Origin of the sequence: Defluviimonas sp. D31 (assembly GCF_033436765.1) — a bacterium.
In the GTDB taxonomy this organism is placed as follows: domain Bacteria; phylum Pseudomonadota; class Alphaproteobacteria; order Rhodobacterales; family Rhodobacteraceae; genus Albidovulum.
The window spans coordinates 81,436-104,848 of the sequence record NZ_JAWQFN010000009.1; the positions used below are offsets into that span (position 1 = coordinate 81,436).

The following is a 23,413-nucleotide window of genomic DNA, read 5'->3' on the forward strand; positions in this document are numbered from 1 at the left end:
TCACGCCCGGATGATCGTGCCCGCCGTCGGGAACCGGGCGCGGACATGGGTGGCGATGGCGGTGTCCTGCACACCGGTCCCGGTGAGATCGGAGATGGTGATGGCATCCGGCGATCGGCGGCCCGGTTTCTGGCCCGTGATGACTTCGCCGAGCTCCGCCGGCGTGCCCCCGGTCCAGAGCCCTGTAGCCAGCGCGGTTCGAAGCTCGCCAAGGGACTCGCACTGGCTCACGCGGTCGCAGATGTAACTGTCGGCGCGCGACAGAGCTGCGGGGTCGATTTCGTTCTTGTAGTCGGCGTCCGACCCCATCGCGGTGACGTGCAGCCCCGGATGCAGCCAGTCGGCCTTCAGGACCGGTTCGCGGGCCGGCGTCGTGGTGATCACGAGTTGGCTTTCAGCGACCAGCGAAGCCGGGTCGTCGACCGCTTCCGCCGCGATTCCGAGCGACTTCGCCAGATCGGCGGCGCAGGCGCGCGCCTTCTCCATGTCGCGGCCGTGGACGAGGACGCGGGTGAAGGGCCGCACCAGATGCGCCGCCTCGGCCTGCAATCGCGCCTGCAGCCCGGTGCCGATCACGCCCGCCGTCTCGACCGTCTCGGGCGCAAGGTGGCGCGCCGCGACTGCGCCTGCGGCGGCGGTGCGGATGTCGGTCAGGTATCCGTTGTCCAGAAGCACCGCCTCGACCCGGCCGGTCTTCGCGGAAAACAGGACCATCAGGCCATTGAGGCTGGGCAGGCCCAGCTTCGCGTTGCCGTAAAACCCCGTGCTGACCTTCAGCGCGAAACTGTCGAAGCCGGGGATGAACGCGGTCTTGGCGTCGACCTCGCCGTGCATCGCTTCGAGTTCCATCGACATGATCGGCGGCATCACCACGCCGCCCGTTGCAAGCGCGGCGAAGGCGGCCTCGATCACGTCGACCGTGGTGAGGTCGAGCTTCACGATCCCGCGCAACTCCGCCTCGGTAATGATCTGGATGTCATGCGCCATAGCGTCTGCCTTTCACTTCAAGATCGCCGATCCGCACATCCTCGCCGGCCATGATCCGGTTGAAGACCTGCATGTCGAGATTGCGGCCCGTGACGATTGTGCCGACGGGGCCGTCCACCGTGACGTTGCCCGACAGCACCGCCGCGAGGCCGACGACCGAGCCGCCCTCGGCCACGATCCGGTCCTCGTAATAGAGCACCTGCATCGCGTGGCGGATCTCTTCCTCGGTCACCAGAACCACCTCGTCGAGATGATCGCGGCAGAGCGGGAAGGAAAGCCGGTTCTGAAGCCCGATCCCGCCGCCGAGACTGTCGGCGAGCGAGGCATATTCCGGCACCTCGACCGGGTGCCCGGCGCGGATCGACTCGTACATCGCGGCGCCGCGTTCCATCGTGATGCCGATGACCCTGATCTTCGGGTTGATCGCCTTCGCCGCGACCGCGACGCCCGCCGCGAGCCCGCCGCCGGAGAGCGGCACGAGCAGCGTCCCGAGATCGGGCCGCGCCTCCAGCATCTCAAGGCCGATGGTGCCCTGCCCGGCGATCACCTTCGCATCGTCGAAGGGCGAGATTTCCACCAGCCCCTCGGCCTCGCAGAGCCGCTGGCTTTCATTCATCGCCTCGTCCTGCGTCGTGCCGATGATGCGGACATCGGCGCCCAGCGCGCGGATGCCGTTCACCTTGGCCTCCGGCACGAGCTTCGACATGCAGATCACGGCCTTCATGCCGCGCCTCGCCGCCGCATAGGCGACGCCGCGCCCGTGGTTGCCGGTCGAGCAACAGGTGACGCCGCCGACCGTATCGGGCAGCGTCATCACCGCGTTGACGGCGCCGCGCAGCTTGAAGGCGCCGATCGGCTGCATGTTCTCGAGCTTCAGGAGGAAGTCGTGGCCGGCGGCCTTCGTCATGAAGGGCGAGGGCACGAAGGGCGTCGCGTCCGCCACGCCACGGATGACCCGCCTCGCGGCGAGGATATCGGAAAGCGCGAAATCCATTTCAGTCGGCTTCCTTGACGGCGGACAGGAACTGCTTTGTCCGGTCGCGCTCAGGGCTGCCGAACAGCGCCTCGGGCGGGCCCTGCTCCTCGATCTTTCCGGCGAAGAAGAAGCAGATCCGGTCCGAGATGTCGCGGGCGAAGCCCATCTGGTGCGTGACCATGAGCATAGTCAGGTTATGCTCGGTCACGAGCTTGCGGATCACGTTCGTCACCTCGCCGATCACCTCGGGATCGAGGGCCGAAGTCACCTCGTCGAAGAGCATGACCTTCGGCCGCATCGCCAGCGCGCGGGCGATCGCCACGCGCTGCTGCTGGCCGCCGGAAAGCCGCGAGGGGTGCTGGTCCTTCTTGTCGATCATGCCGACCATTTCCAGGAGTTCCTCGGACCGCGCGCGTACCTCCTTCTTCGAGAGGCCGAGCACCTGGACCGGGCCTTCCATGCAGTTCTGCAGCGCGGTCATGTGGGGAAAGAGGTTGAAGTGCTGGAAGCACATGCCGATCGAGGACCGCGCGCGGCGGAGGTACTTCGCATCCGCCGGCACCAGCACGCCGTTCTTCGCCATGTGCGTGAGCGGCTTGCCGTCGACGTAGATCACGCCGCCGTTGATCGTCTCCAGTGTCATCAGCATCCGGAGCACGGTGGTCTTGCCGGAGCCGGACGGCCCGATGATCGTCACCATCTCGCCCTCGGTTACGTCGAGATCGAGGCTGTCGAGCACGGTCAGCGTGCCGTAGCTCTTGGTGACGTTCATGAAGCGCACCATGGGCACGTCGGGCCCGGTCAGCTCCAGCGGGTAGCGCGACATGTCTTCCATCAGCTCATTCCCAGTTTGCGGCGGACCCAGGCTTCGAAGGCGCGGATCAAGCCGGCCGAGGGCAGCGAGATCAGCAGGAAGACCACGCCGACGATCGTGTAGGGTTCCAGGTAGCGGTAGTGCTGTCCGCCGATCGCGTTGGCGGCATGCATCAGTTCGGCGACCCCGATCACCGAGAGCATCGGCGTGTCCTTGAAGATGCCGACGAGGTAGTTGCCCATCCCCGCGACCGACAGCGGCAGCGCCTGCGGGATGATGATGCGGAAATAGGTCTGCGCGGTCGACATGTTGAGCGCGGTACACGCCTCCCACTGGCCCTTCGGAACGCTTTCGATGCCGCCGCGATAGACCTCGGAGAGATAGGCCGCGTAGTGAAGGCCGATGGCGATCATCCCCGCGACCCAGGGGCTGAGCGTCACGCCGTATTGCGGGCCGACATAGAAGACGAAGAAGATCTGCAGGACGAGGGGCGTCGAGCGGATGAACTCGACCGCCTCGCGCACCACAAGTGTCAGCAGCCGGTACGGGGTCCGCTGCGCCAGCGCTAGGACGAGGCCGAGCACGATGGCGATCCCGTAGCCGATGCCCGCCGCCATCAGCGTGTTGAGCGTGGCCCAGAGCATCCGGGGCATGATCTCGAAGGTGAAGTCCCAGCGCCAGTCGAGCATCTCAGGCCCTCCCCATCCGGCGCCGCATCGTGCGTTCGAGCCAGCGCATGAACGGCGTGACGAGAAGCCGCGCGAAGACGTAGTAGATCACCAGCGCGGTGCCGAAGGCCTGCGCCGAGAGATAGGTCGAGCCGTTGATCTGGCGCGCCTCGAACATGAGGTCCGAGACCGCGATCAGCGAGACGAGCGCGGTGCCCTTCAGAAGTTCGATGATGAGGTTGCCCCAGGGTGGCAGCATCGCGACGAAGGCCTGTGGCAGGATGATCCGCCGCATCTGCGTCGCGGGCGACATCGAGAGCGCATAGGACGCCTCCCACTGGCCCTTCGGCACCGACTGGATCGCGCCGCGCACCAACTCGGCCCCGTAGGCGCCAAGGTTAAGACCGACGGCGATGAAGCCGGTGGTGAACTTGTCGAATGTGATCCCGAACAAGGGCAGCACGAAGAACAGCCAGAAGAGCTGCACGAGCAGCGAGGTGCCGCGGAAGAACTCGATATAGGTGACGGCGACACCCTTCACGAAACGGTTCGACGACAGCTTCATCAGCCCGGCGGCGAGCGCGAGCAGGATCGCCAGCACCGCCGCAAGCAGGAACTGCGCGGCCGTGATCAGCGTCCCGTCGATGTAGCGGCCGCCATGTTCGGCCAGGAAGTCCAGATAAGACATGCGCGCTCCGCTCTCTGGCGACGGTCGGACGGGCCCGGCCTGCGGACCCGTCCGTTCAGGCGGTCAGCCGTCCTCAGCGGTTGCCGCAGACCCATTCGGTGGTCTCGTCGCCCGGCAGGACCTTGGCGTCGTAGCCGTACTCGGCCACCGCGGCGAGCATCGCGTCCGAGCCGAGATACTTCGCCTGCGCCTCGTTGAACGCGGCGACGAAATCGGCGTCGTCGTGGCGGAAGCCGATGCCGACCCAGTTCTGGGTCCATTCGGGCAGCGCGCCCGGATCGGTCACCTCGATCTCGCCGCCGGAGTTCCTGGCAAGTTCCTGTGCGGTGAAGAAGGTCACGGCGCCGGCGGCGGCGCGGCCGGCCTTCACGGCGGCGAGGATCTCGGTCGGCCCCGGCACCTGCATGATCTGCGCCTCCGGCACGCCTTCCTTCATCGCCGCCTCGATCGTGTTGAAGCCGGCGCCGGTCACCATCGTCGCGTTCTTGGCGACGAAGTCGGTATAGGTCGAGATGCCCTCGGGGTTGCCCGCCTGGACAATGAAGGCGTCCGCCACCTTCGCCATCGGCTCCGAGAAGGTCACGTTCTCGCAGCGAGAATTGAGGATGTACATGCCGCCGGTGATCATGTCGAAGCGGTTGGCCTGGAGGCCCGGGATCAGCCCGCCCCAGTCGGTCACCACCGGCTCGATATTGTCATAGCCCATCTCGCCGAGGACGCCGAGCACGTAGGCGTTGACGAAGCCGAGGGGCGCGTTGCCCTCGCCCGGATAGGCCCAGGGCACTTCGTTGGCAAAGCCGATGCGGATCGATTCGCCGGCATTGATCCGGTCCATCAGCGCGCCCGCCATCGCCGCGACAGTCGACGAGCCAAGCGCGATTCCGGCCAGAACCGTGGTCATCATCAGTGATTTCTTCATGCCGCCCTCCCTGGCAGATTTCCGACCTTCCGAGTCGAAATCTCGAATGTTGTGCACATCATCCGTCGCAAAGCCCTCGTGTCAAGAAATATTCGGCCAATTTACCCGCCGAAAGCGCAATCATCTTGCCAATGCCGGCAATTCAGAATAGCGTTGTGCACAATTGAGCATCCACATCACCCACGAGGATCACATGGGACTGCAAAACGCCCCCTTCGGCGCGGCCGAATACGCGCGCCGCATCGCCAAGACTCGCGCCGCGATGGAGAAGGCCGGGATCGACGCGATCTTCGTCACCGACCCGTCGAACCAGGCCTGGCTCACCGGCTATGACGGCTGGTCGTTCTACGTCCACCAGGGCGTGATCCTGACGATGGAGGGCGATCCCCACTGGTGGGGCCGCTACATGGACAGCCTCGGCGCGCTTCGGACCTGCTGGATGGAGGCGGGCACGATCCACGGCTATGCCGACAAATACGTCCAGTCGACGGTGCATCACCCGATGCAGGACCTCGCCGGCCATCTCCGGGCGCTCGGGCTCGAAGGCGCGCGGATCGGGGTGGAGATGGAGAACTACTACTACTCCGCCAAGGCCCATGCCGTCCTGCAGGCCGAACTGCCGAACGCCACCTTCGTCGACGCCACCGCGCTCGTGAACTGGCAGCGGCTCGTGAAGTCGGGCGAGGAGGTGGCCTTCATCCGCAACGCCGCGAAGATCTCCGAAAAGGTCATCCGCACCGCGATCGAGAAGGCCGAACCGGGCCTGCGCAAGAACGAGCTCGTGGCCGAGATCTTTCATGCCGGGATCACCGGCGTCGGCGATATCTGGGGCGATTATCCCGCCATCGTGCCGCTGACGCCCTCGGGGCTCGACGCGACCGCCGCGCACCTGACCTGGAACGGCGCGCCGATGCGGTCGGGCGAGGCGACGTTCTTCGAGCTTTCGGGCTGCTACCGCCGCTATCACGCGCCCTTGTGCCGCACGGTCTATCTCGGCACGCCGCCGTCCGAGATGCTGGAGGCCGAGAAGGCCCAGATCGAGGGGATCGCGGCCGGGCTCGACGCCGCCCGCGCCGGCAACCGGACCTGCGACATCGCCAATGCCTTCCTCGGGGTCTTGAAGAAATACGGCATCAAGCGCGAGGGACGCATGGGCTATCCGATCGGCCTCAGCTACCCGCCCGACTGGGGCGAGCGCACCGCCTCGATCCGCACCGAGGACGAGACCGTGCTCGAACCCGGCATGGTCTTCCACTTCATGCCGGCGCTCTGGATGGAAAGCTGGGGGCTCGAGACCACCGAGACCATCCTGATCACCGAAAGCGGCGCGGCCGAGCCCTTCTGCAACGTCGAGCGCAAGCTCTTCATCAAGGACTGAGACGGTGCATTACCTCGACGACACCAAGGCGCTCCTGCGCCAGCTCATCGCCTATCCGACGGTTTCGCCGGACAGCAATCTGGAGCTGATCGAGTTCCTCGCCGAGCGGCTGGAGGCGGTCGGCGCGCGGGTCGACATCCACCGCGACGCGACCGGGTCGAAGGCCAATCTCTTCGCGACGCTCGGGCCGGACGTGGACGGCGGCATCCTTTTGTCGGGCCATTCCGACGTGGTGCCGGTGACCGACCAGAACTGGTCCACCGATCCGTTCGAGATGGTCGAACGCGACGGCAAGCTCTACGGCCGCGGCACCTGCGACATGAAGGGCTTCATCGCCGCCGCGGTGGCGATGGCGCCGTTCTATGCCGAGAGGGTCAAGGACCGCCCCATCCATTTCGCCTTCACCCATGACGAGGAGACCGGCTGCCTCGGCGCGCAGGCGCTGGCGCAGATCCTCCGTGCGCAGGGCACCCGCCCCGGCGTCGCGATCATCGGCGAGCCGACCTCGATGCGGATCATCGAGGGCCACAAGGGCTGCTACGAATACTCGACCCACTTCACCGGGCTCGAAGGTCACGGCTCCGGCCCCGACCGCGGCGTCAACGCGGTCGAATACGCGGTGCGCTACGTCGCGCGGCTTCTGGAGCTGAAGGACCAGCTCAAGGCCCGCGCGCCGAAGGACAGTCGGTTCGAGCCGCCCTGGACGACGATCAACACCGGCGCGCTCGTGGGCGGGGTCGCCCACAACGTCATCCCCGGCAAGGCGCGGATCGACTGGGAGATGCGCCCGGTCCAGAACGGCGACGCGGATTTCGTGAAGGCCGACCTCCACGCATTCTGCACCCACACGCTCCTGCCGGCGATGCGCGCGGTATCGCCCGACGCAGACATCGTCACCGAGGTGATGGGCGAGGTCGACGGGCTGATCCCGGCGGACGAGAACGAGGCCAAGGACATCCTGATGGAACTGACCGGCGCCAACGGCGCCGACACCGTGCCCTTCGGGACCGAGGCGGGGATCTTCCAGAGCCTCGGGATGTCGGCCGTCGTCTGCGGGCCGGGCTCGATCGAGCAGGCGCACAAGCCTGACGAATACCTGGCCCTTGACCAGTTGGCCGAATGTCTGGTGATGCTGGAGCGGCTGGGCGGCAAGCTCGCCGCGTAAGGGGGGGCGATGCAGACCACGACGGCGACGGACGGGTCGGGCAACGCGGTCTTCTGGCGCGCCGCGCCCTTCGTCTTCCTGCTGTTCTGGTCGGGCGGATACAGTTTCGCCAAGCTCGGCCTCGCGCATATCGAGCCCCTGACCATGCTCACGGTCCGCTACGGCCTGGCGGCGCTGGCGCTCATGCCGTTCCTGCTGCGCCCGCGCCTGCGCTGGCCCGTGACGGCGCGGCACTGGGGGGCGCTGGCGCTCACCGGCTTCCTCATACAGTGCGTCTATTTCGGCCTCGCCTATCTCGCGATGAAGCGCGGCATGAATGCCGGAACCACGGCGATCATCATGGCGCTGCAGCCCATCCTCGTCGCGGCGCTGGCGCCGCTCGTCACCGGCAAGCGCGGCGGGCGCTACCTCTGGGCCGGACTCGCGCTTGGCCTCCTCGGCGTCCTTCTCGTCATCGTCTCGGGCAAGAGCCTCGGCCCGAGCCCCTGGATCGCCGTCGCGCTGGCCTTCGCGGCGCTCCTCGGCATCACGCTCGCCACGCTTTTCGAGAAGTGGCACGGGCTCCGGACCGATCCGGCCGTGGGCGGCGTCGTTCAATACGCGGTCGGTTTCGCGGTGCTCCTGCCCGCCGCCTGGGCGACCGAGTCCATGATCATCGACTGGCACCCGGACCTGGTGATCGCGCTCGCCTACCTCGTCATCGCCAACTCGATCATCTCGATCGGTCTCTACATAGCACTTCTCCAGCGCGGCGACGCGACGCGGATCTCGGCGCTCCTGTACCTCGTGCCGCCGCTCGCGATGCTCCTCGCCTGGGCGATCCTCGGCGAGGCGGTCACCCGGCTCGCGCTCGTGGGCTTTGCGCTCGCCGCCGCCGGTGTCTACATCGTCAACCGCCAGACAACGGGAGGATGAGCACCCCTTGAACGCCCAGAACGACGACATAACGCCCGGTGCCCGCGGCCGGTTCGAGCGCATGCATGCCGAGCTGCGCAACCGCATCTGCCTTCTCGACTACGCGCCCGGCACCCGGCTCTCCGAAGAGGCGCTGGCGGCCGAGTTCGGCGTCAGCCGCACGCCGCTCCGCCGGGTGCTGGCCCGACTCGAGGGCGAGGGGCTGGTACAGTCGGTGCACGGCGTCGGCACTTTCGTGACCGATGTCGAGATCGACGAGCTGGGGCAGACCTACCGGCTTCGGCTCGAACTCGCGGAACTGAACGGCAAGCTCGACCCCGTGCCGCCCGGCCCCGAGCTGATGGCCGAGTTCGAAGCGCTTCTCGACCGCGCGCGCACGCTCAGCCGCGAGGCGGATCCGAAGCCCTATGCCCAGCTCATCATGGACTTCTTCCTCGCGGCGCAGAAGCTGACCGCGAACGAGCCGCTGCGCGAGATCAACGAGCGGCTCTATGTGCGGACCACGCGGATCTGGCTGAAGTCGATTTTTGCCGCACGGATCGACCTCGCCGAGGAGATGGCGGTCTTCACCCGCGAGGTCGAGGACGTCCTCGCCGCGCTGAGGATCGGCGACCTGCATGCGGCGTCGCTGATACAGCGCGCGCATATTTCGATGAGCTTCGAGCGGATGCGGCGCGGGACCGCCGGCTGACCCCGGCTGCTGTCAGGCGCTCCCGAACCGTCCGAGAGCATTCCGGAACGCCGCCGGATCGACATTGCCGCCCGAGGCCACGACGATCACCGCCTCGCCCTCCACCGCATCCGGATGGAACAGCGCCGAGGCAAGTGCCACCGCCCCGCCCGGTTCCAGCACGACGCGCAGCCGGCTGAAGGCTGCGACCATCGCCGCCAGCGCCTCCTCGTCGCTGACCGACAGGCCGGGCCCGGCGAGCCGGGCGAGGATCGGGAAGGTGAGTTGACCCGGCGAGGGCGTCAGGATCGCGTCGCAGATCGAACCCGACCCGCGCTCGTTGCGCTGGATCGACCCCGCCTCGAGCGAGCGTTTCACGTCGTCGAAGCCATCAGGCTCCACGGTCCGCACCCTGAGGCCCGGCGCCTTCGCCTGAAGCGCCAGCGCGATCCCCGACGACAGCCCGCCGCCGCCGCAGGGCACCAGCACGTCGGCCGCGCCGATCCCGGCCTCGGCCGCCTGTTCGGCGATCTCGAGCCCGGTCGTGCCCTGTCCGGCGATCACCAGCGGCTCGTCGAAGGGCTTGATCAGCGTCAGGCCGCGCGCCTCGGCGAGCGCCGCGCCGATCGCGTCGCGGTCGCCGGTGGCGCGGTCGTAAAGCACGACCTCGGCGCCGAGGGCGCGGGTGTTGTCGATCTTCACCCGCGGCGCATCCGCGGGCATCAGGATCACGCAGGGCGCGCCGTGGCGCCGCGCGGCGAGCGCCACGCCCTGCGCATGGTTGCCCGAGGAAAAGGCGATCACGCCCCTTGCACGCTCGTCCAGCGGCAGCGCCGAGACCGCCGACCAGCCGCCGCGGAACTTGAACGAGCCGGTCTGCTGCAGGCACTCCGCCTTGACGAAGACCCGCCGCCCGGCGACCTCGTCGAGAAACGGCGAATTGAGGAGCGGTGTCCGCACCGCCTCGCCCGCAAGCCGTTCCGCGGCGGCCTCGATCATCTCGATGTTCATGCGGTCTTCTCCAGCCAGTGGCGGATCGCGGTTAGCGCCGCGGGTTCGTCGAGGAAGGGGACGTGGCCACGGTCCGGGACATCGGCGAAGACCATGTCGGGCCGGCGCCGGCGCATTTCGGCTGCTGTCCCAGTGGACAGGAGGTCCGAGCTCGCGCCCCGGATCAGTGCCAGCGGCAGGCCCGCCAGGGCGTCGAACAGCGGCCAGAGATCGGCAGGCGGCGCGTCGAAGGCGGCGAGGAAACTTGTCCTCAGCTCGGGATCATAGCGGATGTGCAGCCCCTCGGGCGCCTCGGCATAGAGCCGCTCGGCGAAGGCGCGCCAGCGCGGCTCCGGCACGTCCACGAACTCCGGCATGTTGCGCGGCATCCGGGCCACGAGATCGTCCATCGTCTTCGCGGCCGGGTGGCGGCCGACGTAATCCTTGATCTTGTCGAGCCCGCCTCGTTCGATCGCGGGCCCGATGTCGACAAGGCAGAGGCCGCGGAGCCGGTCGCGCGCCGTGGCCCCGAGCACCATGCCAATGAGCCCGCCGCGCGAGGTGCCGATGAGCGCCACGCGGTCGAGCCCGAGATGGTCGAGCAGTTCGAGCGCGTCCTTCGCCTCGCGCTCGATCGTGTAGGTCGCGGCGCCGGTCCATTCCGAGCCGCCCCGGCCGCGATAGTCGGCACGGATCAGCCGCACGTCGGGCAGGTGCGGCGCGAGGAAGTCGAAGTCGGTCGAGGCGCGCGTCAGCCCGGCGAGGCAGAGGACCGGCTGGCCGCCGCCCTCGTCGCGGTAGGCCAGCCGGGCGCCGTCGGAAGCGGTGAAATGCTGGAGGGTCATGTCGAGGCGAGATCCGGAATCGGGGTGAGGTCGGTAAGGATGTGATGGGGCCGCCCCGGCAGCCGGTCCACCGGCGCACCGGCCCGGTTGACCCAGGCGGTGCGGAAGCCGAAGGCCGCCGCCGCCGCCGCGTCCCAGCCGTTCGAGGAGGCGAAGAGCACCTCGTCCGGGCGGCAGGCGAACCGCTCGGTCACCATCCGGTAGACCCTCGGATCGGGCTTGAAGACGCCGACGCTCTCGACCGAGAGCGTGCCGTCGAGAAACTCTCCGATCCCGGCCGAGCGCACCGCGGCGGCGAGCATCTCGGGCGAGCCGTTCGAGAGGATCGCGGCGCCCTGCCCGGCCTGTTTCAGCCGGGCGAGCATCGCCGGCACCTCGGGATAGGCGGCAAGCTCCCAGTAAAGCGCCAGTAGCCGTTCGCGCAGATCCGGATCGTCGAGACCGGACGCCTCCAGCGCCCAGTCGAGCCCGTCCTGCGTCACGGTCCAGAAATCGGTGTGCCGCCCCATCACCGCGCGGAGCCAGGTGTATTCGAGCTGCTTGCGCCGCCAGTCCTCGGCGAGCCTGGGCCATAGCCCGGCCAGCGCCTCGCGCCCCGGCTCGGATGCAGCGACGCGGGCGGCGGCACTCACGTCGAAGAGCGTGCCATAGGCATCGAAGATGCAGACAGAGATTGTCATGGCCCTTCCTTTCACACGTCAGACTGGCGCGCGATGCGGCCCGGAGCAAGGGCGCAAATGCGGAGCTTCCGTGGCGTCGGCCCCTGGACGGCGCGCCGCGAGCGGGTTGACCCAGATCACGTCGCGCGGAACGTCCGGGTGCCAAGCTGGGCAGCGAGCCGCGACGGGAGGGTCGGGAAATGGCTTCCGCCTTTGAAAAGCTGAAGGCCACGCTGGCCGATCTGCAGGACGAGATCGAACGCGACCTCGCCGAGCGCCGCGCCGATCTACGCTACCGCTACGAACGCGGCAAGGTCGTGTTCGAGCAGGACGTCCGCGCAAGGCACCGCGCCGCGCGCGTGCGCCTGGGTGATTTCCTGCGCGCCGCGCGCCCCGCAGTCATCCTCTCGGCTCCGGTCGTCTATTCGCTGATCCTGCCGTTCGTGCTCATCGATCTCTGGGTCAGCCTCTACCAGGCGATCTGCTTTCCGGTCTACGGCATCCAGAAGGTCCGCCGCGCCGACCACATGGCCTTCGACCACCGGCATCTGGCCTATCTCAACGGGCTCCAGAAGCTGAACTGCCTCTATTGCAGCTACTGCAACGGTCTCGTGTCCTATATCCGCGAGGTGGCCGCCCGGACCGAGCGATACTGGTGCCCGATCAAGCATGCGCGGCGGCTGGACGGGCCGCACGAGCACTATCCCGACTTCGTCGATTACGGCGACGCGGACGCCTTCGGCAGCCAGTCGGCCCGGCTGCGGAAGGCGCTGCGAAAGTAGCCCGGCCGTGCCGGATCAGAGATTGTCCTGCTGCGGCATGCCGAGGATGTGGAACCCGCCGTCGACCCGCACGATTTCGCCGGTGGTGCAGGCGCCGTAGTCCGACAGGAGATAGACCGCCGTGCCGCCGATCGCCTCGAGCGTCGCGTTGGCGCGCAACGGCGCATTGGCCTCGGTATGGCGGAAGGTGGCCCGCGCGCCGCCGATCGCGGCCCCGGCCAACGTCTTCATCGGCCCAGGCGAGATCGCGTTGACACGGATCTTCTGCGGCCCGAGATCGTTGGCGAGGTAGCGCGTGGCGCTTTCCAGCGCGGCCTTGGCCACGCCCATCACGTTGTAGTTCGGCGTCACCCGGTTCGACCCGCCGTAGGTCAGCGTGACGAGGCTGCCGCCCTCGGGCATCAGCTCCGCCGCGCGGCGCGACACGTCGATGAACGAGAAGCAGGAGATGTCGAGCGACTGCTTGAAGTTCGCCCGGCTGGTGTTGATGAACCGGCCCGTCAGCTCGTTCTTGTCGGAGAAGGCGATGGCGTGGACGAGGAAGTCCATCGTCCCCCAGCGGTCCTTCAGCGCGGCGAAGCAGGCGGCGAGACTGTCGTCGTTCGTCACATCGACATCGACGAGGAAGTCCGAGCCCACCGAGGCGGCGAGCGGCTCCACCCGCTTGCCGAAAGCCTCGCCCTGGTAGGAAAAGGCCAGTTCCGCGCCTTCGGCGGCGAGCGCCGAGGCGATGCCCCAGGCGATCGACCGCTCGTTCGCGACACCCATGACGAGCCCGCGCTTGCCCTGCATCAGTCCGGCCATGTCACATCACCCGAGATACTTGCTCATCACGAGCGTTGCGTTGGTGCCGCCGAAGCCGAAGCTGTTTGACAGGACGCTGTCGAGCTTCACGCCCTCGCGCAGCTCGGTCACGATCTCGGCCGGGTCGAGCGCCGGATCGAGCGTCGTGACGTTGGCCGAGGCGGCGATGAAGTCACCGTTCATCATCAGGAGCGAATAGATCGCCTCATGCACGCCGGTGGCTCCGAGCGAATGGCCGGTGAGCGACTTGGTCGAGGCCGTGGGCGGGGTCGAGCCCTTGCCGAACACGCGCCGGATCGCCTCCATCTCGGTCACGTCGCCGACCGGCGTCGAGGTGCCGTGCGAGTTGATGTAGTCGATCTTGCGCCCCTCGGGCAGCGTCGAGAGCGCCACCCGCATCGAGCGTTCGCCGCCCTCTCCCGAAGGCGCCACCATGTCGTAGCCGTCCGACGTCGCGCCGTAGCCGGTGACCTCGCCGTAGATCTTCGCGCCGCGGGCGAGCGCGTGGCTGAGTTCCTCCAGCACCACGACCCCGCCGCCGCCGGCGATGACGAAGCCGTCGCGGGTCGCGTCATAGGTGCGCGAGGCGGTTTCCGGCGCGTCGTTGTACTTCGACGACATCGCGCCCATCGCGTCGAAGAGACACGACAGCGTCCAGTCAAGCTCCTCGCCGCCGCCGGCGAAGACTATGTCCTGCTTGCCCATCTGGATCAGCTCGGTGCCATTGCCGATGCAATGCGCCGAGGTCGAGCAGGCCGAGGTGATCGAGTAGTTCACGCCCTTGATCTTGAACGGCGTGGCGAGGCAGGCCGAGTTCGTGGACGACATGCAGCGGGTGACCATGAACGGCCCCATCCGCTTCGGCGCGCCCTTCTCGATGACGATCCGGTGCGCCTCGAAGAAGTTCGAGGTGGACGGTCCGCCCGAACCCATGACAAGGCCGGTGCGCTCGTTCGAGACGTCGCTTTCCTCAAGCCCGCTGTCGGCGATCGCCTGTTCCATGGCGAGGAAGTTGTAGGCGGCTCCCGGCCCCATGAAGCGCAGGTTGCGCTTGTCGATATGGTCCTCGAGCACGATCTTCGGCAGCCCGTGAACCTGGCTGCGGAAACCGTGCTCGGCGTATTCCGGGGCGAAGACGATGCCCGACTTGCCGGCGCGCAGGGACGCTTCCACCTCGGCGGCATTGTTGCCGATGGGCGAGACGATCCCGATCCCGGTGATGACGACGCGGCGCATGAAGCCTCCATAACTCTGCTTTGTGCCTGTCTAGGGCACCCGGGGGGGAAGGGGCAAGCAGTTAGCAGCGTCTTGTTTTGCTGGCAGAGCAGCATTGCTGCGCTGTTGCGATATGGTGTGCCCGTGCTTAGCATCGCCACAGGGAGGAGCCGGTCGTGCAGAGCAAGCTTCATGTCGACAGGGTAATCACGACCGTCAACTCATCCTCGGCGGCCGCGCATTCTCCGCTGGCGGCTTCATGGCGGCGGTCCGCGAAGCGGCACGGGCTCGATCCGTCCGATAACCGCGTGTCTGAGCGACTGGGCCAGGCGGATATTGAATGCCGCCGCGAGCAGGTGGAGCGCTTCATGCGCGTTGCCACGCCGCGGCTCGACCATCTCTTCGGACTGGTAGGCCTATCGGGATGTGGCGTGTTCCTGACCGACGAGGCCGGCCTGGTCCTTGACCGGCGCGTGTCCGACGCGGACGCAACCGCCTTTGACCACTGGGGCTTGGGCATCGGCTCGGACTGGAGCGAAGCCAGCGAAGGCACGAACGGCATCGGCACGTGCCTTGCGGAAAAGCGGCGCGTCACCATTCACCGCGACGAGCATTTCTTCGTGCGGAACATCGGGATGAGTTGCCTTGACGCCCCGATCTTCGGCCCTGACGGCGCCCTCTTGGCTGCGCTGGACGTCTCGTCGGCCCGCGTCGATCACACCGAGGCCTATAACCGGCTCATCGGCGCGATGGTTGCGCAGGCGGCGCAGGCCATCGAAGCCGATTTCTTCCGCGCCAGCTTTCCCGACGCACGGATCGTGGTTGCGGACTGCGACGGCAACGATGGTTCGGTGCTTCTGGCTGTGGACGGCGACGACCTGATCGTCGGCGCCACGCGGGGCGCGCGGCGGACCTTCGGACTTGAGCCGAACGGCGCGCTGAAAATGCGGCCGGCCTCGGACGTTCTCGGTCGCGGCGACGGACCAGCAGGCTTTGAAAAGGCCGAGCGCGCGGCGGTGATTCGTGCCCTGGCACGGGCGGATGGCAACATTTCGAAGGCGGCCCGGGGTCTCGGGATCGGCCGCGCGACGCTCTACCGGCGCATGAAACGTCTGGGCATCGGCGAGTAGCGCTCCCGACCTGTCTCAGAACTGAGACAACCGTATCTGGCAGAATCGGTCTCCCGGGCTGACGCGCGCCGGCCTGCAAACGATGGTCTTGGCATCCGGGTGGAGGACCCGGAATGCAGGAGGAGCATCATGAACGAATTGACCCAGATCGAGGGCGAATACAGCTCGCCCTTCAAGACGCGCTACGACAATTTCATTGGCGGCAGCTTCGTCGCGCCGGTCGGTGGAAGCTATTTCGACAACATAACCCCGATCACCGGGGCGGTCGTGTGCGAGGTCGCGCGTTCCGGTGCGGCCGATGTCGAGCTGGCGCTGGACGCGGCCCATGCGGCCAAGGAGGCCTGGGGCAGAACGTCGGCGGCGGAACGGTCGAACATCCTTCTGAAGATTGCCGACCGCATGGAAGCGAACCTCGACCTCTTGGCGCAGGCGGAGACGTGGGACAACGGCAAGCCCATCCGCGAGACCACCGCGGCGGACATCCCGCTGTCGATCGACCACTTCCGCTACTTTGCCGGCGTGTTGCGCGGCCAGGAAGGCACCATGTCGGAGATCGATGCCGACACCGTCGCCTACCATTTTCACGAACCGCTGGGCGTGGTCGGCCAGATCATCCCGTGGAACTTCTCGATCCTGATGGCGGCATGGAAACTGGCGCCTGCCCTTGCCGCGGGCAATTGCATCGTGCTGAAGCCGGCGGAGCAGACCCCGGCGGCCATCATGGTGCTCGCGGAACTGATCGCGGATCTTCTGCCGGCGGGCGTGCTGAACGTCGTGAACGGGATGGGACCCGAGGTGGGCGCGCCGCTCGCCACGAGTTCCCGCATCGCCAAGATCGCCTTCACCGGCTCGACCGAAACCGGCCGGATCATCATGAAGGCCGCAACCGAGAACCTGATACCGGTCACCCTGGAGCTTGGCGGGAAATCTCCGAACGTCTTCTTCTCGGACGTGATGACCGAGGATGATGCGTTCCTCGACAAGGCGGTCGAAGGCTTCGTGCTTTTCGCCTTCAATCAGGGCGAGGTTTGCACCTGCCCGTCGCGCGCCCTGATCCAGGAAGACATCTACGAGGCATTCATCGAACGCGCCATTGCGCGAGTGAAGGCCATCAAGCAGGGCGATCCTCGCGACATGTCGACCATGGTCGGCGCCCAGGCGAGCCAGGAGCAGCAGGACAAAATCCTGTCGTATCTCACGATCGGCCGCGAGGAAGGCGCCGAGGTTCTGGTCGGAGGCGACGCGGCCCGCTTCAACGGGGATCTGTCGGGCGGTTTCTACATCCAGCCGACCATTCTAAGAGGCCACAACAAGATGCGGGTCTTCCAGGAGGAGATCTTCGGCCCTGTCGTCTCGGTCACCACCTTCAAGACCGAAGAGGAGGCGCTGCAGATCGCCAATGACACGATGTACGGTCTGGGTGCCGGCGTCTGGACCCGCGACGGGACGCGCGCCTACCGCTTCGGCCGCGCCATCGAAGCCGGCAGGGTCTGGGTGAACAACTACCACGCCTACCCCGCGCATGCGGCCTTCGGCGGCTACAAGCAGTCCGGCATCGGGCGAGAGACGCACAAGATGATGCTCGACCATTACCAGCAGACCAAGAACATCCTGGTCAGCTACAACCCGAACAAGCTCGGCTTCTTCTGAGCGAGCGGGCAAAAAGGAACGGCGGCGGACCGCACCGGTCCGCCGCCTCATTGCGCCTGACTGTTCTATATCGATTCAGGACGCGCTGAGCGCGACCTTCATGTCCTTTACGAGATAGATCGTCTCGCCATCCGCTTCGACGCGGCCGTCGGCCACGCCCATCGTCAGGCGCCGGGTCTGCACGGCCTTGGTGAAGTCGACGAAGTAGCGGATCAGCTTGCGGTCGGGCCGCACCATGCCGGTGAGCTTCACCTCGCCCACGCCCAGCGCGTAGCCGCGCCCCTCCCAGCCGCGCCAGCCGAGATTGAAGCCGGTCAGCTGCCAGAGCCCGTCGAGCCCGAGGCAGCCCGGCATGATCGGGTTGCCGGGGAAATGGCAGGAGAAGAACCAAAGGTCGGGATGGATGTCGAACTCGGCCACGACATGACCCTTGCCATGCTCGCCGCCATCACCCGAGATTTCGGTGATCCGGTCCATCATCAGCATCGGCGGCTCGGGAAGCTGGGCGTTGCCCGGTCCGAAGAGTTCGCCGCGTGCGCATTTGAGCAGCTCGTCCTTGTCGAAGCTCGTCGGATATCCGCCCATGCTGCCTGTCCCCGTCTGGCAATTTCGTATCAGCCCCCTCTATCACCCGGTTCGGGCTCAGGGCAAGGGCGCTGGCCCGCCCGCCCCGGCACGGCGAAACCGATTGAAAAGCGTGGCTCCCGCGGCCTATATATCCTTTCGCGAGGACGATTGGACCCGGACGGTTGCGATGGAGACACTGGCTGCTAAACGCGGAACCCGCTGGCTGGCGCGGGCGGGGCTGAGGCCGACGCGGCAGCGGCTGTCCTTGGCGACGCTGCTCGTGGGCGACGGCAAGGACCGTCACGTCACCGCCGAGAGCCTGCATGCCGCCGCGAGCGCGGCCGGCGAGCCCGTTTCGCTGGCCACCGTTTACAACACGCTCCGCGCCTTCTGCGAGGCCGGTCTGATCAACGAAATCTCTGTCGACGGCTCGCGCAGCTATTTCGACACGAGGCTCGACGATCATCCGCACTTCTTCTGGGAGGAGGAGGGTCGGCTCGTCGACGCGCCGGCGGAAGATCTCAGGATCGCGCGGCTTCCGGATCTGCCGGAGGGCGCGGAACTGTCACGGGTCGACGTGGTGATCCGACTCAGGAAGTCCTGACTGGCCGGATCCCGCCTCCGGCGCAGAATCCATCGTCGGAAAGGCCGGCTCGACCCGAGGTCAGAACCACTGGCCGGGCTCCATCAGCCCAAGATCCATCAACTGCTGCGAATGCCATTCGAACCGGGCCGAATTGTGCCAGGTGAAGGTGTCGATCTGCGCCGCCGAGGCGGGATTGGTCTTCAGCGCCTTGGCAGTCCTGAACGAGGCGATCACCGCGGTCAGGTTGTTGTGCCATTCGCAGGCATAGGTGTTGCATTCTTCGAGATTGAAGGTGTGGTCATCGCGCAGCCGCAGCCCCGGCTGCGCACGGAACAACGCGATCCGGTCGATCTTGCGCCGGTCCCATGGGACGTGCTGCTCGAAGCGCCAGCGCAGGCCGCCGAAGAAGTCGAGCTGACGCTCCTTGGGCTTTCCCGCCTCCGCGTCATACCGCGAAAGCGCGTAATAGCCCGACTGGTCGAGCATCGCCTCCTCGCGGCTGACCGCGTCGGGGAACCGGCCGAGATCGGGCGCATATAGGTCGACGACGTAGCACAGCATCGCGTCGCGACGCTCCTCGGCATGGAAGGCCAGCAATTCGCGGACCGAGCGGTGCTCGCAGAACGGGAAGAACAGGTATTCGGCATTGTAGCAGTAGTAGAACCAGACGGTCGGCGGCGCGGCGGCGATGATCGCGTTTACGACCGGCGCGATCCCCTCGCCGGCGCGGCGCTCGTGGCGCACCCAGTGCGCCGCCTCTTCGGCCTCGGCCGGTATCTCGATGTCGGCGGACAGGAACACCACGATCCCGGCAAAACCCGCCTTCACATGATGATCGACGGTCGAGGCGATCTCCACCGCGTCCTCGGCGAAGATCAGCGCCACCGGCCCGCGTTCGAGAAGCGGGCGGCCCCTGGAAAGGAGGTCGTTGAGCGAGGTGAAGATCATGGGCGGTCCCGTCCGGCATCGAAGCGGGCGCAGATTCGGGCAAGGCCGCGGCGAATGCAAGCCGCCCCGGCGATTGCGGGCGGACGCGGTTTGCGATAGGAACCGCCGACCCCGCAGGAAGTCCGCCATGTCCGCGCCGAAGAAGCTCTACATCAAGACCTACGGCTGTCAGATGAACGTCTATGACAGCGAGCGCATGGCCGAGGCCATGGGTGCCGAGGGCTATGTCACGACCGAGGTGGCCGAAGAGGCTGACATGGTGCTTCTCAACACCTGCCACATCCGTGAGAAGGCCGCCGAGAAGGTCTATTCCGACCTCGGGCGCCTGCGTCCGCTGAAGCTCGCCAAGCCCGATCTGAAGATCGGCGTCGCGGGCTGCGTCGCCCAGGCCGAGGGCGAGGAGATCCTGAAACGGATGCCGCTCGTCGATCTCGTCGTCGGCCCGCAGAGCTACCACCGACTGCCGGCGATGGCGAAGGCCGCGGACGCCGGCAAGAAGACCGTCGACACCGACTTCCCCGAAGAGGACAAGTTCGACCACCTGCCCGACCGGCCGAAGGCGGCGGTGCGGCCGACGGCGTTCCTCACCGTGCAGGAAGGCTGCGACAAGTTCTGCGCCTTCTGCGTCGTTCCCTATACCCGCGGCTCCGAGGTTTCCCGCCCCGCCGAGCGGATCATGAAGGAGGCGCGCGGGCTCGTTGAAAAGGGCGTCCGCGAGATCACGCTCCTCGGCCAGAACGTCAACGCCTATCACGGGGCCGGACCTGACGGCGACTGGTCGCTAGCCCGGCTGGTGCGGGAACTCGCGAAGGTCGATGGGCTGGAGCGGATCCGCTACACGACCTCGCATCCGAACGATATGGAGGACGATCTCATCGCCGCGCATGGCGAGGAGCCGAAGCTCATGCCCTACCTGCACCTGCCGGTGCAGTCGGGATCGGACCGCATCCTCAAGGCGATGGCGCGCAAGCACACGGCGGAGGACTATCTGCGGCTGATCGAGAAGATCCGCGCGGCACGGCCCGACATGATGATGTCGGGCGACTTCATCGTCGGCTTTCCCGGCGAGACGGATGAAGACTTCGAGGCAACGATGGCGCTGATCCGTGCCGTCAACTACGGCATGGCCTATTCGTTCAAGTATTCCGCCCGCCCCGGCACGCCGGCGGCGGAAAAGGCCCCCGTCTCGGCCGAGATCGCCGATGCCCGGCTCCAGACGCTTCAGGCGCTGCTCACCGGGCAGCAGCGCGCGGCGCAGGAGGCGATGGTCGGGCGCGAGGTCTCGGTGCTCTTCGAGAAGCCCGGACGGCTGAAGGGCCAGATGGTCGGCAAGTCGGACTATCTCCACGCCGTGCACGTCAGGACCGACGCCGCGCCGGGAGAGATCCGGCGGGTGAGAATCACCGCCTCCGCCCCGAATTCTCTCGCGGGCGAGATGGCGGCGCGCTGACCGGCGCACGCCCGCTGCGGGCGCGCCGGAAAACGCGGCAAAAAAACGGCTGATTCACGATGTGACATCGAATCTGTCACACTCGGACACATATTCGACGTCAATACTTGCGTTAATGGAGAACCAGAGGCACCATTTGTAGAGGACCTCCAGTCAAAGGAGACTTGCTTGGGCATCAGCGCCTTGACCCCGCCGCCGCGTCCGGAAGACCTGCACGAAACCCTTCTGGAATTTTCCGACAATCGGCTCCTGATCGACCTGTGCGGTGAGTTTGACCGCAATCTGGCACAGATCGAGCATCAGTTGGGGGTCCACATCCTGCGCCGCGGAAACCAGATCGCGGTCGTGGGAAGCGCCCAGGCGCGCGGCCTTGCCGCTGCGGTTCTCCAGACGCTCTACGGAAAGCTCGAGACCGGCCGCCCGATCGACGCGGGCGAGATCGACGCGGTGATCCGGATGGGCGAGGGCGCGGCGGCGATGCCGGCGAGCCTCGACGAACAGCTCGAGATGTTCGCAGGCGGCAAGTTCGAGATCCGCACCCGCAAGAAGCAGATCGAACCCCGGACCGAGGCACAGAAGGCCTATGTGAAGAACCTCTTCTCGCACGAGATGGCTTTTGGCATCGGCCCTGCGGGCACCGGCAAGACCTATCTCGCCGTCGCCGTCGGCGTCACCATGCTGATCGGCGGCCATGTCGACCGGATCATCCTCTCGCGCCCTGCCGTCGAGGCGGGCGAGCGATTGGGCTTCCTGCCCGGCGACATGAAGGAGAAGGTCGATCCCTACATGCAGCCGCTCTACGACGCGCTGAACGACTTCCTTCCGGCCAAGCAGGTCATCAAGCTGATGGAGGAGAAGCGGATCGAGATCGCGCCTCTCGCCTTCATGCGCGGCCGGACGCTGTCGAACGCCTTCGTGGTGCTCGACGAGGCGCAGAACGCCACCACCATGCAGATGAAGATGTTCCTCACCCGGCTTGGCGAGGGCAGCCGCATGGTGATCACCGGCGACCGCACCCAGATCGACCTGCCGCGCGGCACGGCCTCGGGTCTGACCGACGCCGAACGCATCCTCGCAGGGGTCGAGGGGGTGAGCTTCAACTACTTCACCGCGAAGGACGTGGTGCGACACGCGCTTGTCGCGCGCATCATCGAGGCCTATGACCGCGACGATGGAGCCGCTGGTTGACACATTGATCGAGGATTCGCGCTGGCATGCCCTCGGGCTCGCCGGGCTGGCGGAGCGCGTGGCCCGCGCGAGCCTCGCGGAACTCGGACTGCCGGAGGCGGGTTTCGAGATCAGCCTCATGGGCTGCGACGACGCCCGTATCGCCGAGCTCAACGCCGATTTCCGCGGCAAGCCCACGCCGACGAACGTGCTGTCCTGGCCCGCTGAGGAACGCGCGGCCGAGGAGGATGGCGGCCTTCCGGACGCGCCCGAGCCAGGCCCGGAAGGGATGGCCGAGGAACTCGGCGACATCGCCATCGCCTGGGAGACCTGCGAGCGCGAGGCGGCCGAACAGGACAAGCCGATGGCCGATCATGTGACCCATCTCCTGATCCACGGGCTCTTGCATCTGCTCGGCTACGATCACGTCCGCGACGGCGATGCGGAGTTGATGGAGTCGACTGAAATCCGAATCCTTGCAAAAATGGGCATCGCGAACCCATATGACTGAACCGGCCGCGGCTCGGCCGGGTAAACTGGAAAGGAACGATGAGCGACAGCTTAGATGGGTCTACCGTGGCGCAGGACGCGCCCGACCCCTCCGACAGTAGCGGGCAACGCGGCTTCTTCGGCCGGATCATTGATGCCTTCTCTCCCTCCGAGACCGACGCCAACGCGGACGAAGAGCCGCGCGAGCAGGCATCCCGCGCCGCCGCGAGCCCACGACTGCCCGGTCTTGGCAACTTGCGCCGGATGCGCGTCGAGGACGTCGCCATCCCCAAGGCAGAGATCGTCGCGGTGCCGGTTTCGGCGTCTCTCGACGATCTCGTTGGCAATTTCCGCGAATCGGGCTTCTCGCGGCTGCCGGTCTTCAAGGGCACGCTCGACAGCCCGCTCGGGCTCGTTCACCTCAAGGATCTCGCGCTCGACCAGGGCTTCACCGATCCGAAGCCACGTTTCAACCTGAGAAAGATGCTGCGCCCGCTGCTCTACGCGCCGCCCTCGATGCCGATCGGGATTCTCCTCCAGAAGATGCAGTCCGAACGCATCCACATGGCGCTGGTGATCGACGAATATGGCGGCGTCGACGGGCTGGTGACGATCGAGGACCTGATCGAGACCGTGATCGGCGAGATCGAGGACGAGCACGACACCTCCGAGGATGGACTCTGGACCGAGGAAAAGCCGGGCCAGTACATCGTCCAGTCCCGCGCGCCGCTTCAGGATTTCGAGGCGGCGATCGGCATGAAGCTTGCCGAGGAGGACGATGAGGACGAGTTCGACACGCTCGGCGGCCTCGTCTTCATGCTCGCGGGCCGGGTGCCGGCACGCGGCGAGGTGGTCCCGCATGCCAGCGGTGCCGAGTTCGAAGTGATCGACGCCGATCCCCGCCGCATCAAGCGGCTGCGCGTCCGGTTGCCGCAGGCCAAGCCCTGACGA

General features: G+C 66.8%; 25 protein-coding genes. 12 read left to right on the forward strand and 13 right to left on the reverse strand.

Annotated elements, in window-relative coordinates; all coding sequences use genetic code 11:
* The 6 genes from R5H32_RS15665 to R5H32_RS15690 form a co-directional block, all read right to left on the reverse strand.
* On the reverse strand, nt 1–987 hold the full coding sequence (locus R5H32_RS15665) for a cyclodeaminase (RefSeq protein ID WP_318339628.1): 987 nt from the start codon (nt 985–987) through the stop codon (nt 1–3).
* Nucleotides 977–1,981, reverse strand: coding sequence for a hydroxyectoine utilization dehydratase EutB (eutB, locus tag R5H32_RS15670; protein ID WP_318339629.1), 1,005 nt, complete (start codon nt 1,979–1,981; stop codon nt 977–979). The genes R5H32_RS15665 and eutB overlap by 11 nt, the downstream gene beginning before the upstream one ends.
* Nucleotide 1,982: 1 nt before the next feature.
* A complete protein-coding gene (gene ehuA, locus R5H32_RS15675; RefSeq protein WP_318339630.1) occupies nt 1,983–2,798 on the reverse strand; it encodes an ectoine/hydroxyectoine ABC transporter ATP-binding protein EhuA in 816 nt (271 codons plus the stop codon).
* On the reverse strand, nt 2,798–3,466 hold the full coding sequence (gene ehuD / locus R5H32_RS15680) for an ectoine/hydroxyectoine ABC transporter permease subunit EhuD (RefSeq protein WP_318339631.1): 669 nt from the start codon (nt 3,464–3,466) through the stop codon (nt 2,798–2,800). The genes ehuA and ehuD overlap by 1 nt, the downstream gene beginning before the upstream one ends.
* A gap of 1 nt (nt 3,467) precedes the next feature.
* Nucleotides 3,468–4,133, reverse strand: coding sequence for an ectoine/hydroxyectoine ABC transporter permease subunit EhuC (gene ehuC, locus R5H32_RS15685; protein WP_318339632.1), 666 nt, complete (start codon nt 4,131–4,133; stop codon nt 3,468–3,470).
* A 73-nt stretch (nt 4,134–4,206) separates the two neighbouring features.
* Nucleotides 4,207–5,052 (reverse strand): transporter substrate-binding domain-containing protein, encoded by an 846-nt coding sequence (locus tag R5H32_RS15690; protein ID WP_318339633.1) that lies wholly within the window; start codon nt 5,050–5,052, stop codon nt 4,207–4,209.
* Nucleotides 5,053–5,245: 193 nt separating this feature from the next.
* Between R5H32_RS15690 and R5H32_RS15695 the strand changes: the two genes are divergently transcribed.
* Genes R5H32_RS15695 through R5H32_RS15710 form a run of 4 tightly spaced genes read left to right on the forward strand, consistent with a single transcriptional unit; the run spans nt 5,246 to nt 9,201 of the window.
* Nucleotides 5,246–6,430 (forward strand): M24 family metallopeptidase, encoded by a 1,185-nt coding sequence (locus R5H32_RS15695; protein ID WP_318339735.1) that lies wholly within the window; start codon nt 5,246–5,248, stop codon nt 6,428–6,430.
* A 4-nt stretch (nt 6,431–6,434) separates the two neighbouring features.
* On the forward strand, nt 6,435–7,595 hold the full coding sequence (argE, locus tag R5H32_RS15700; RefSeq protein WP_318339634.1) for an acetylornithine deacetylase: 1,161 nt from the start codon (nt 6,435–6,437) through the stop codon (nt 7,593–7,595).
* Nucleotides 7,596–7,604: 9 nt separating this feature from the next.
* Nucleotides 7,605–8,510 (forward strand): DMT family transporter, encoded by a 906-nt coding sequence (locus R5H32_RS15705; RefSeq protein WP_318339635.1) that lies wholly within the window; start codon nt 7,605–7,607, stop codon nt 8,508–8,510.
* A 7-nt stretch (nt 8,511–8,517) separates the two neighbouring features.
* Complete coding sequence (locus R5H32_RS15710) at nt 8,518–9,201, forward strand: GntR family transcriptional regulator (protein WP_318339636.1); 684 nt, start codon at nt 8,518–8,520, stop codon at nt 9,199–9,201.
* A 12-nt stretch (nt 9,202–9,213) separates the two neighbouring features.
* On the opposite strand, the gene R5H32_RS15715 is transcribed toward R5H32_RS15710, so the two are convergent.
* Genes R5H32_RS15715 through R5H32_RS15725 form a run of 3 tightly spaced genes read right to left on the reverse strand, consistent with a single transcriptional unit; the run spans nt 9,214 to nt 11,695 of the window.
* Nucleotides 9,214–10,191: a threonine/serine dehydratase gene (locus tag R5H32_RS15715; protein ID WP_318339637.1), complete on the reverse strand. Its 978-nt coding sequence runs from the start codon at nt 10,189–10,191 to the stop codon at nt 9,214–9,216.
* Nucleotides 10,188–11,015: an alpha/beta hydrolase gene (locus tag R5H32_RS15720; protein ID WP_318339638.1), complete on the reverse strand. Its 828-nt coding sequence runs from the start codon at nt 11,013–11,015 to the stop codon at nt 10,188–10,190. The genes R5H32_RS15715 and R5H32_RS15720 overlap by 4 nt, the downstream gene beginning before the upstream one ends.
* The gene (locus R5H32_RS15725; RefSeq protein WP_318339639.1) at nt 11,012–11,695 is read right to left on the reverse strand and encodes a haloacid dehalogenase type II; all 684 of its coding nucleotides are present in this window, start codon (nt 11,693–11,695) and stop codon (nt 11,012–11,014) included. The genes R5H32_RS15720 and R5H32_RS15725 overlap by 4 nt, the downstream gene beginning before the upstream one ends.
* Before the next feature lie 179 nt (nt 11,696–11,874).
* Between R5H32_RS15725 and R5H32_RS15730 the strand changes: the two genes are divergently transcribed.
* On the forward strand, nt 11,875–12,456 hold the full coding sequence (locus R5H32_RS15730; protein WP_318339640.1) for a hypothetical protein: 582 nt from the start codon (nt 11,875–11,877) through the stop codon (nt 12,454–12,456).
* A 15-nt stretch (nt 12,457–12,471) separates the two neighbouring features.
* On the opposite strand, the gene R5H32_RS15735 is transcribed toward R5H32_RS15730, so the two are convergent.
* Both R5H32_RS15735 and fabB read right to left on the reverse strand, forming a co-directional pair.
* Complete coding sequence (locus R5H32_RS15735; RefSeq protein ID WP_318339641.1) at nt 12,472–13,260, reverse strand: enoyl-ACP reductase; 789 nt, start codon at nt 13,258–13,260, stop codon at nt 12,472–12,474.
* Between the two features lie 6 nt (nt 13,261–13,266).
* A complete protein-coding gene (fabB, locus tag R5H32_RS15740; protein ID WP_318339642.1) occupies nt 13,267–14,496 on the reverse strand; it encodes a beta-ketoacyl-ACP synthase I in 1,230 nt (409 codons plus the stop codon).
* A gap of 155 nt (nt 14,497–14,651) precedes the next feature.
* Here fabB and R5H32_RS15745 point away from each other — a divergent pair, with 155 nt between their 5' ends.
* Together R5H32_RS15745 and adh are read left to right on the forward strand one after the other, a co-directional pair.
* A complete protein-coding gene (locus R5H32_RS15745) occupies nt 14,652–15,605 on the forward strand; it encodes a helix-turn-helix domain-containing protein (RefSeq protein ID WP_318339643.1) in 954 nt (317 codons plus the stop codon).
* A 129-nt stretch (nt 15,606–15,734) separates the two neighbouring features.
* Nucleotides 15,735–17,255 carry an aldehyde dehydrogenase gene (gene adh, locus R5H32_RS15750; protein ID WP_318339644.1) on the forward strand — a complete coding sequence of 507 codons (1,521 nt, stop codon included), beginning with the start codon at nt 15,735–15,737 and terminating at the stop codon, nt 17,253–17,255.
* Between the two features lie 75 nt (nt 17,256–17,330).
* Here adh and fabA read toward each other — a convergent pair whose 3' ends face one another.
* Nucleotides 17,331–17,840, reverse strand: a complete 510-nt coding sequence (gene fabA, locus R5H32_RS15755; protein ID WP_318339645.1) for a bifunctional 3-hydroxydecanoyl-ACP dehydratase/trans-2-decenoyl-ACP isomerase — start codon at nt 17,838–17,840, stop codon at nt 17,331–17,333.
* A gap of 169 nt (nt 17,841–18,009) precedes the next feature.
* On the opposite strand from fabA, the gene irrA reads away from it, so the two are divergent.
* On the forward strand, nt 18,010–18,426 hold the full coding sequence (irrA, locus tag R5H32_RS15760; RefSeq protein ID WP_318339646.1) for an iron response transcriptional regulator IrrA: 417 nt from the start codon (nt 18,010–18,012) through the stop codon (nt 18,424–18,426).
* 60 nt (nt 18,427–18,486) lie between these two features.
* Here irrA and R5H32_RS15765 read toward each other — a convergent pair whose 3' ends face one another.
* On the reverse strand, nt 18,487–19,356 hold the full coding sequence (locus R5H32_RS15765) for a hypothetical protein (RefSeq protein ID WP_318339647.1): 870 nt from the start codon (nt 19,354–19,356) through the stop codon (nt 18,487–18,489).
* 127 nt (nt 19,357–19,483) lie between these two features.
* Here R5H32_RS15765 and miaB point away from each other — a divergent pair, with 127 nt between their 5' ends.
* From miaB to R5H32_RS15785, 4 genes are all read left to right on the forward strand, one after another.
* Complete coding sequence (miaB, locus tag R5H32_RS15770) at nt 19,484–20,806, forward strand: tRNA (N6-isopentenyl adenosine(37)-C2)-methylthiotransferase MiaB (protein ID WP_318339648.1); 1,323 nt, start codon at nt 19,484–19,486, stop codon at nt 20,804–20,806.
* 168 nt (nt 20,807–20,974) lie between these two features.
* Nucleotides 20,975–21,994 (forward strand): PhoH family protein, encoded by a 1,020-nt coding sequence (locus tag R5H32_RS15775; protein WP_318339649.1) that lies wholly within the window; start codon nt 20,975–20,977, stop codon nt 21,992–21,994.
* A complete protein-coding gene (gene ybeY / locus R5H32_RS15780; protein WP_318339736.1) occupies nt 21,978–22,484 on the forward strand; it encodes an rRNA maturation RNase YbeY in 507 nt (168 codons plus the stop codon). The genes R5H32_RS15775 and ybeY overlap by 17 nt, the downstream gene beginning before the upstream one ends.
* A 38-nt stretch (nt 22,485–22,522) precedes the next feature.
* Nucleotides 22,523–23,410 carry a hemolysin family protein gene (locus tag R5H32_RS15785; protein ID WP_318339650.1) on the forward strand — a complete coding sequence of 296 codons (888 nt, stop codon included), beginning with the start codon at nt 22,523–22,525 and terminating at the stop codon, nt 23,408–23,410.
* The last annotated feature ends 3 nt before the right edge of the window (nt 23,411–23,413 follow it).

Bases quoted from the DNA above. Each gene is read 5' to 3' on its own strand.
- R5H32_RS15665 (WP_318339628.1), bottom strand. From the start codon at position 987: ATGGCGCATGACATCCAGATCATTACCGAGGCGGAGTTGCGCGGGATC.
- eutB (WP_318339629.1), bottom strand. From the start codon at position 1,981: ATGGATTTCGCGCTTTCCGATATCCTCGCCGCGAGGCGGGTCATCCGT.
- ehuA (WP_318339630.1), bottom strand. From the start codon at position 2,798: ATGGAAGACATGTCGCGCTACCCGCTGGAGCTGACCGGGCCCGACGTG.
- ehuD (WP_318339631.1), bottom strand. From the start codon at position 3,466: ATGCTCGACTGGCGCTGGGACTTCACCTTCGAGATCATGCCCCGGATG.
- ehuC (WP_318339632.1), bottom strand. From the start codon at position 4,133: ATGTCTTATCTGGACTTCCTGGCCGAACATGGCGGCCGCTACATCGAC.
- R5H32_RS15690 (WP_318339633.1), bottom strand. From the start codon at position 5,052: ATGAAGAAATCACTGATGATGACCACGGTTCTGGCCGGAATCGCGCTT.
- R5H32_RS15695 (WP_318339735.1), top strand. From the start codon at position 5,246: ATGGGACTGCAAAACGCCCCCTTCGGCGCGGCCGAATACGCGCGCCGC.
- R5H32_RS15705 (WP_318339635.1), top strand. From the start codon at position 7,605: ATGCAGACCACGACGGCGACGGACGGGTCGGGCAACGCGGTCTTCTGG.
- R5H32_RS15715 (WP_318339637.1), bottom strand. From the start codon at position 10,191: ATGAACATCGAGATGATCGAGGCCGCCGCGGAACGGCTTGCGGGCGAG.
- R5H32_RS15720 (WP_318339638.1), bottom strand. From the start codon at position 11,015: ATGACCCTCCAGCATTTCACCGCTTCCGACGGCGCCCGGCTGGCCTAC.
- R5H32_RS15725 (WP_318339639.1), bottom strand. From the start codon at position 11,695: ATGACAATCTCTGTCTGCATCTTCGATGCCTATGGCACGCTCTTCGAC.
- R5H32_RS15730 (WP_318339640.1), top strand. From the start codon at position 11,875: ATGGCTTCCGCCTTTGAAAAGCTGAAGGCCACGCTGGCCGATCTGCAG.
- R5H32_RS15735 (WP_318339641.1), bottom strand. From the start codon at position 13,260: ATGGCCGGACTGATGCAGGGCAAGCGCGGGCTCGTCATGGGTGTCGCG.
- fabB (WP_318339642.1), bottom strand. From the start codon at position 14,496: ATGCGCCGCGTCGTCATCACCGGGATCGGGATCGTCTCGCCCATCGGC.
- adh (WP_318339644.1), top strand. From the start codon at position 15,735: ATGAACGAATTGACCCAGATCGAGGGCGAATACAGCTCGCCCTTCAAG.
- fabA (WP_318339645.1), bottom strand. From the start codon at position 17,840: ATGGGCGGATATCCGACGAGCTTCGACAAGGACGAGCTGCTCAAATGC.
- irrA (WP_318339646.1), top strand. From the start codon at position 18,010: ATGGAGACACTGGCTGCTAAACGCGGAACCCGCTGGCTGGCGCGGGCG.
- R5H32_RS15765 (WP_318339647.1), bottom strand. From the start codon at position 19,356: ATGATCTTCACCTCGCTCAACGACCTCCTTTCCAGGGGCCGCCCGCTT.
- miaB (WP_318339648.1), top strand. From the start codon at position 19,484: ATGTCCGCGCCGAAGAAGCTCTACATCAAGACCTACGGCTGTCAGATG.
- ybeY (WP_318339736.1), top strand. From the start codon at position 21,978: ATGGAGCCGCTGGTTGACACATTGATCGAGGATTCGCGCTGGCATGCC.
- R5H32_RS15785 (WP_318339650.1), top strand. From the start codon at position 22,523: ATGAGCGACAGCTTAGATGGGTCTACCGTGGCGCAGGACGCGCCCGAC.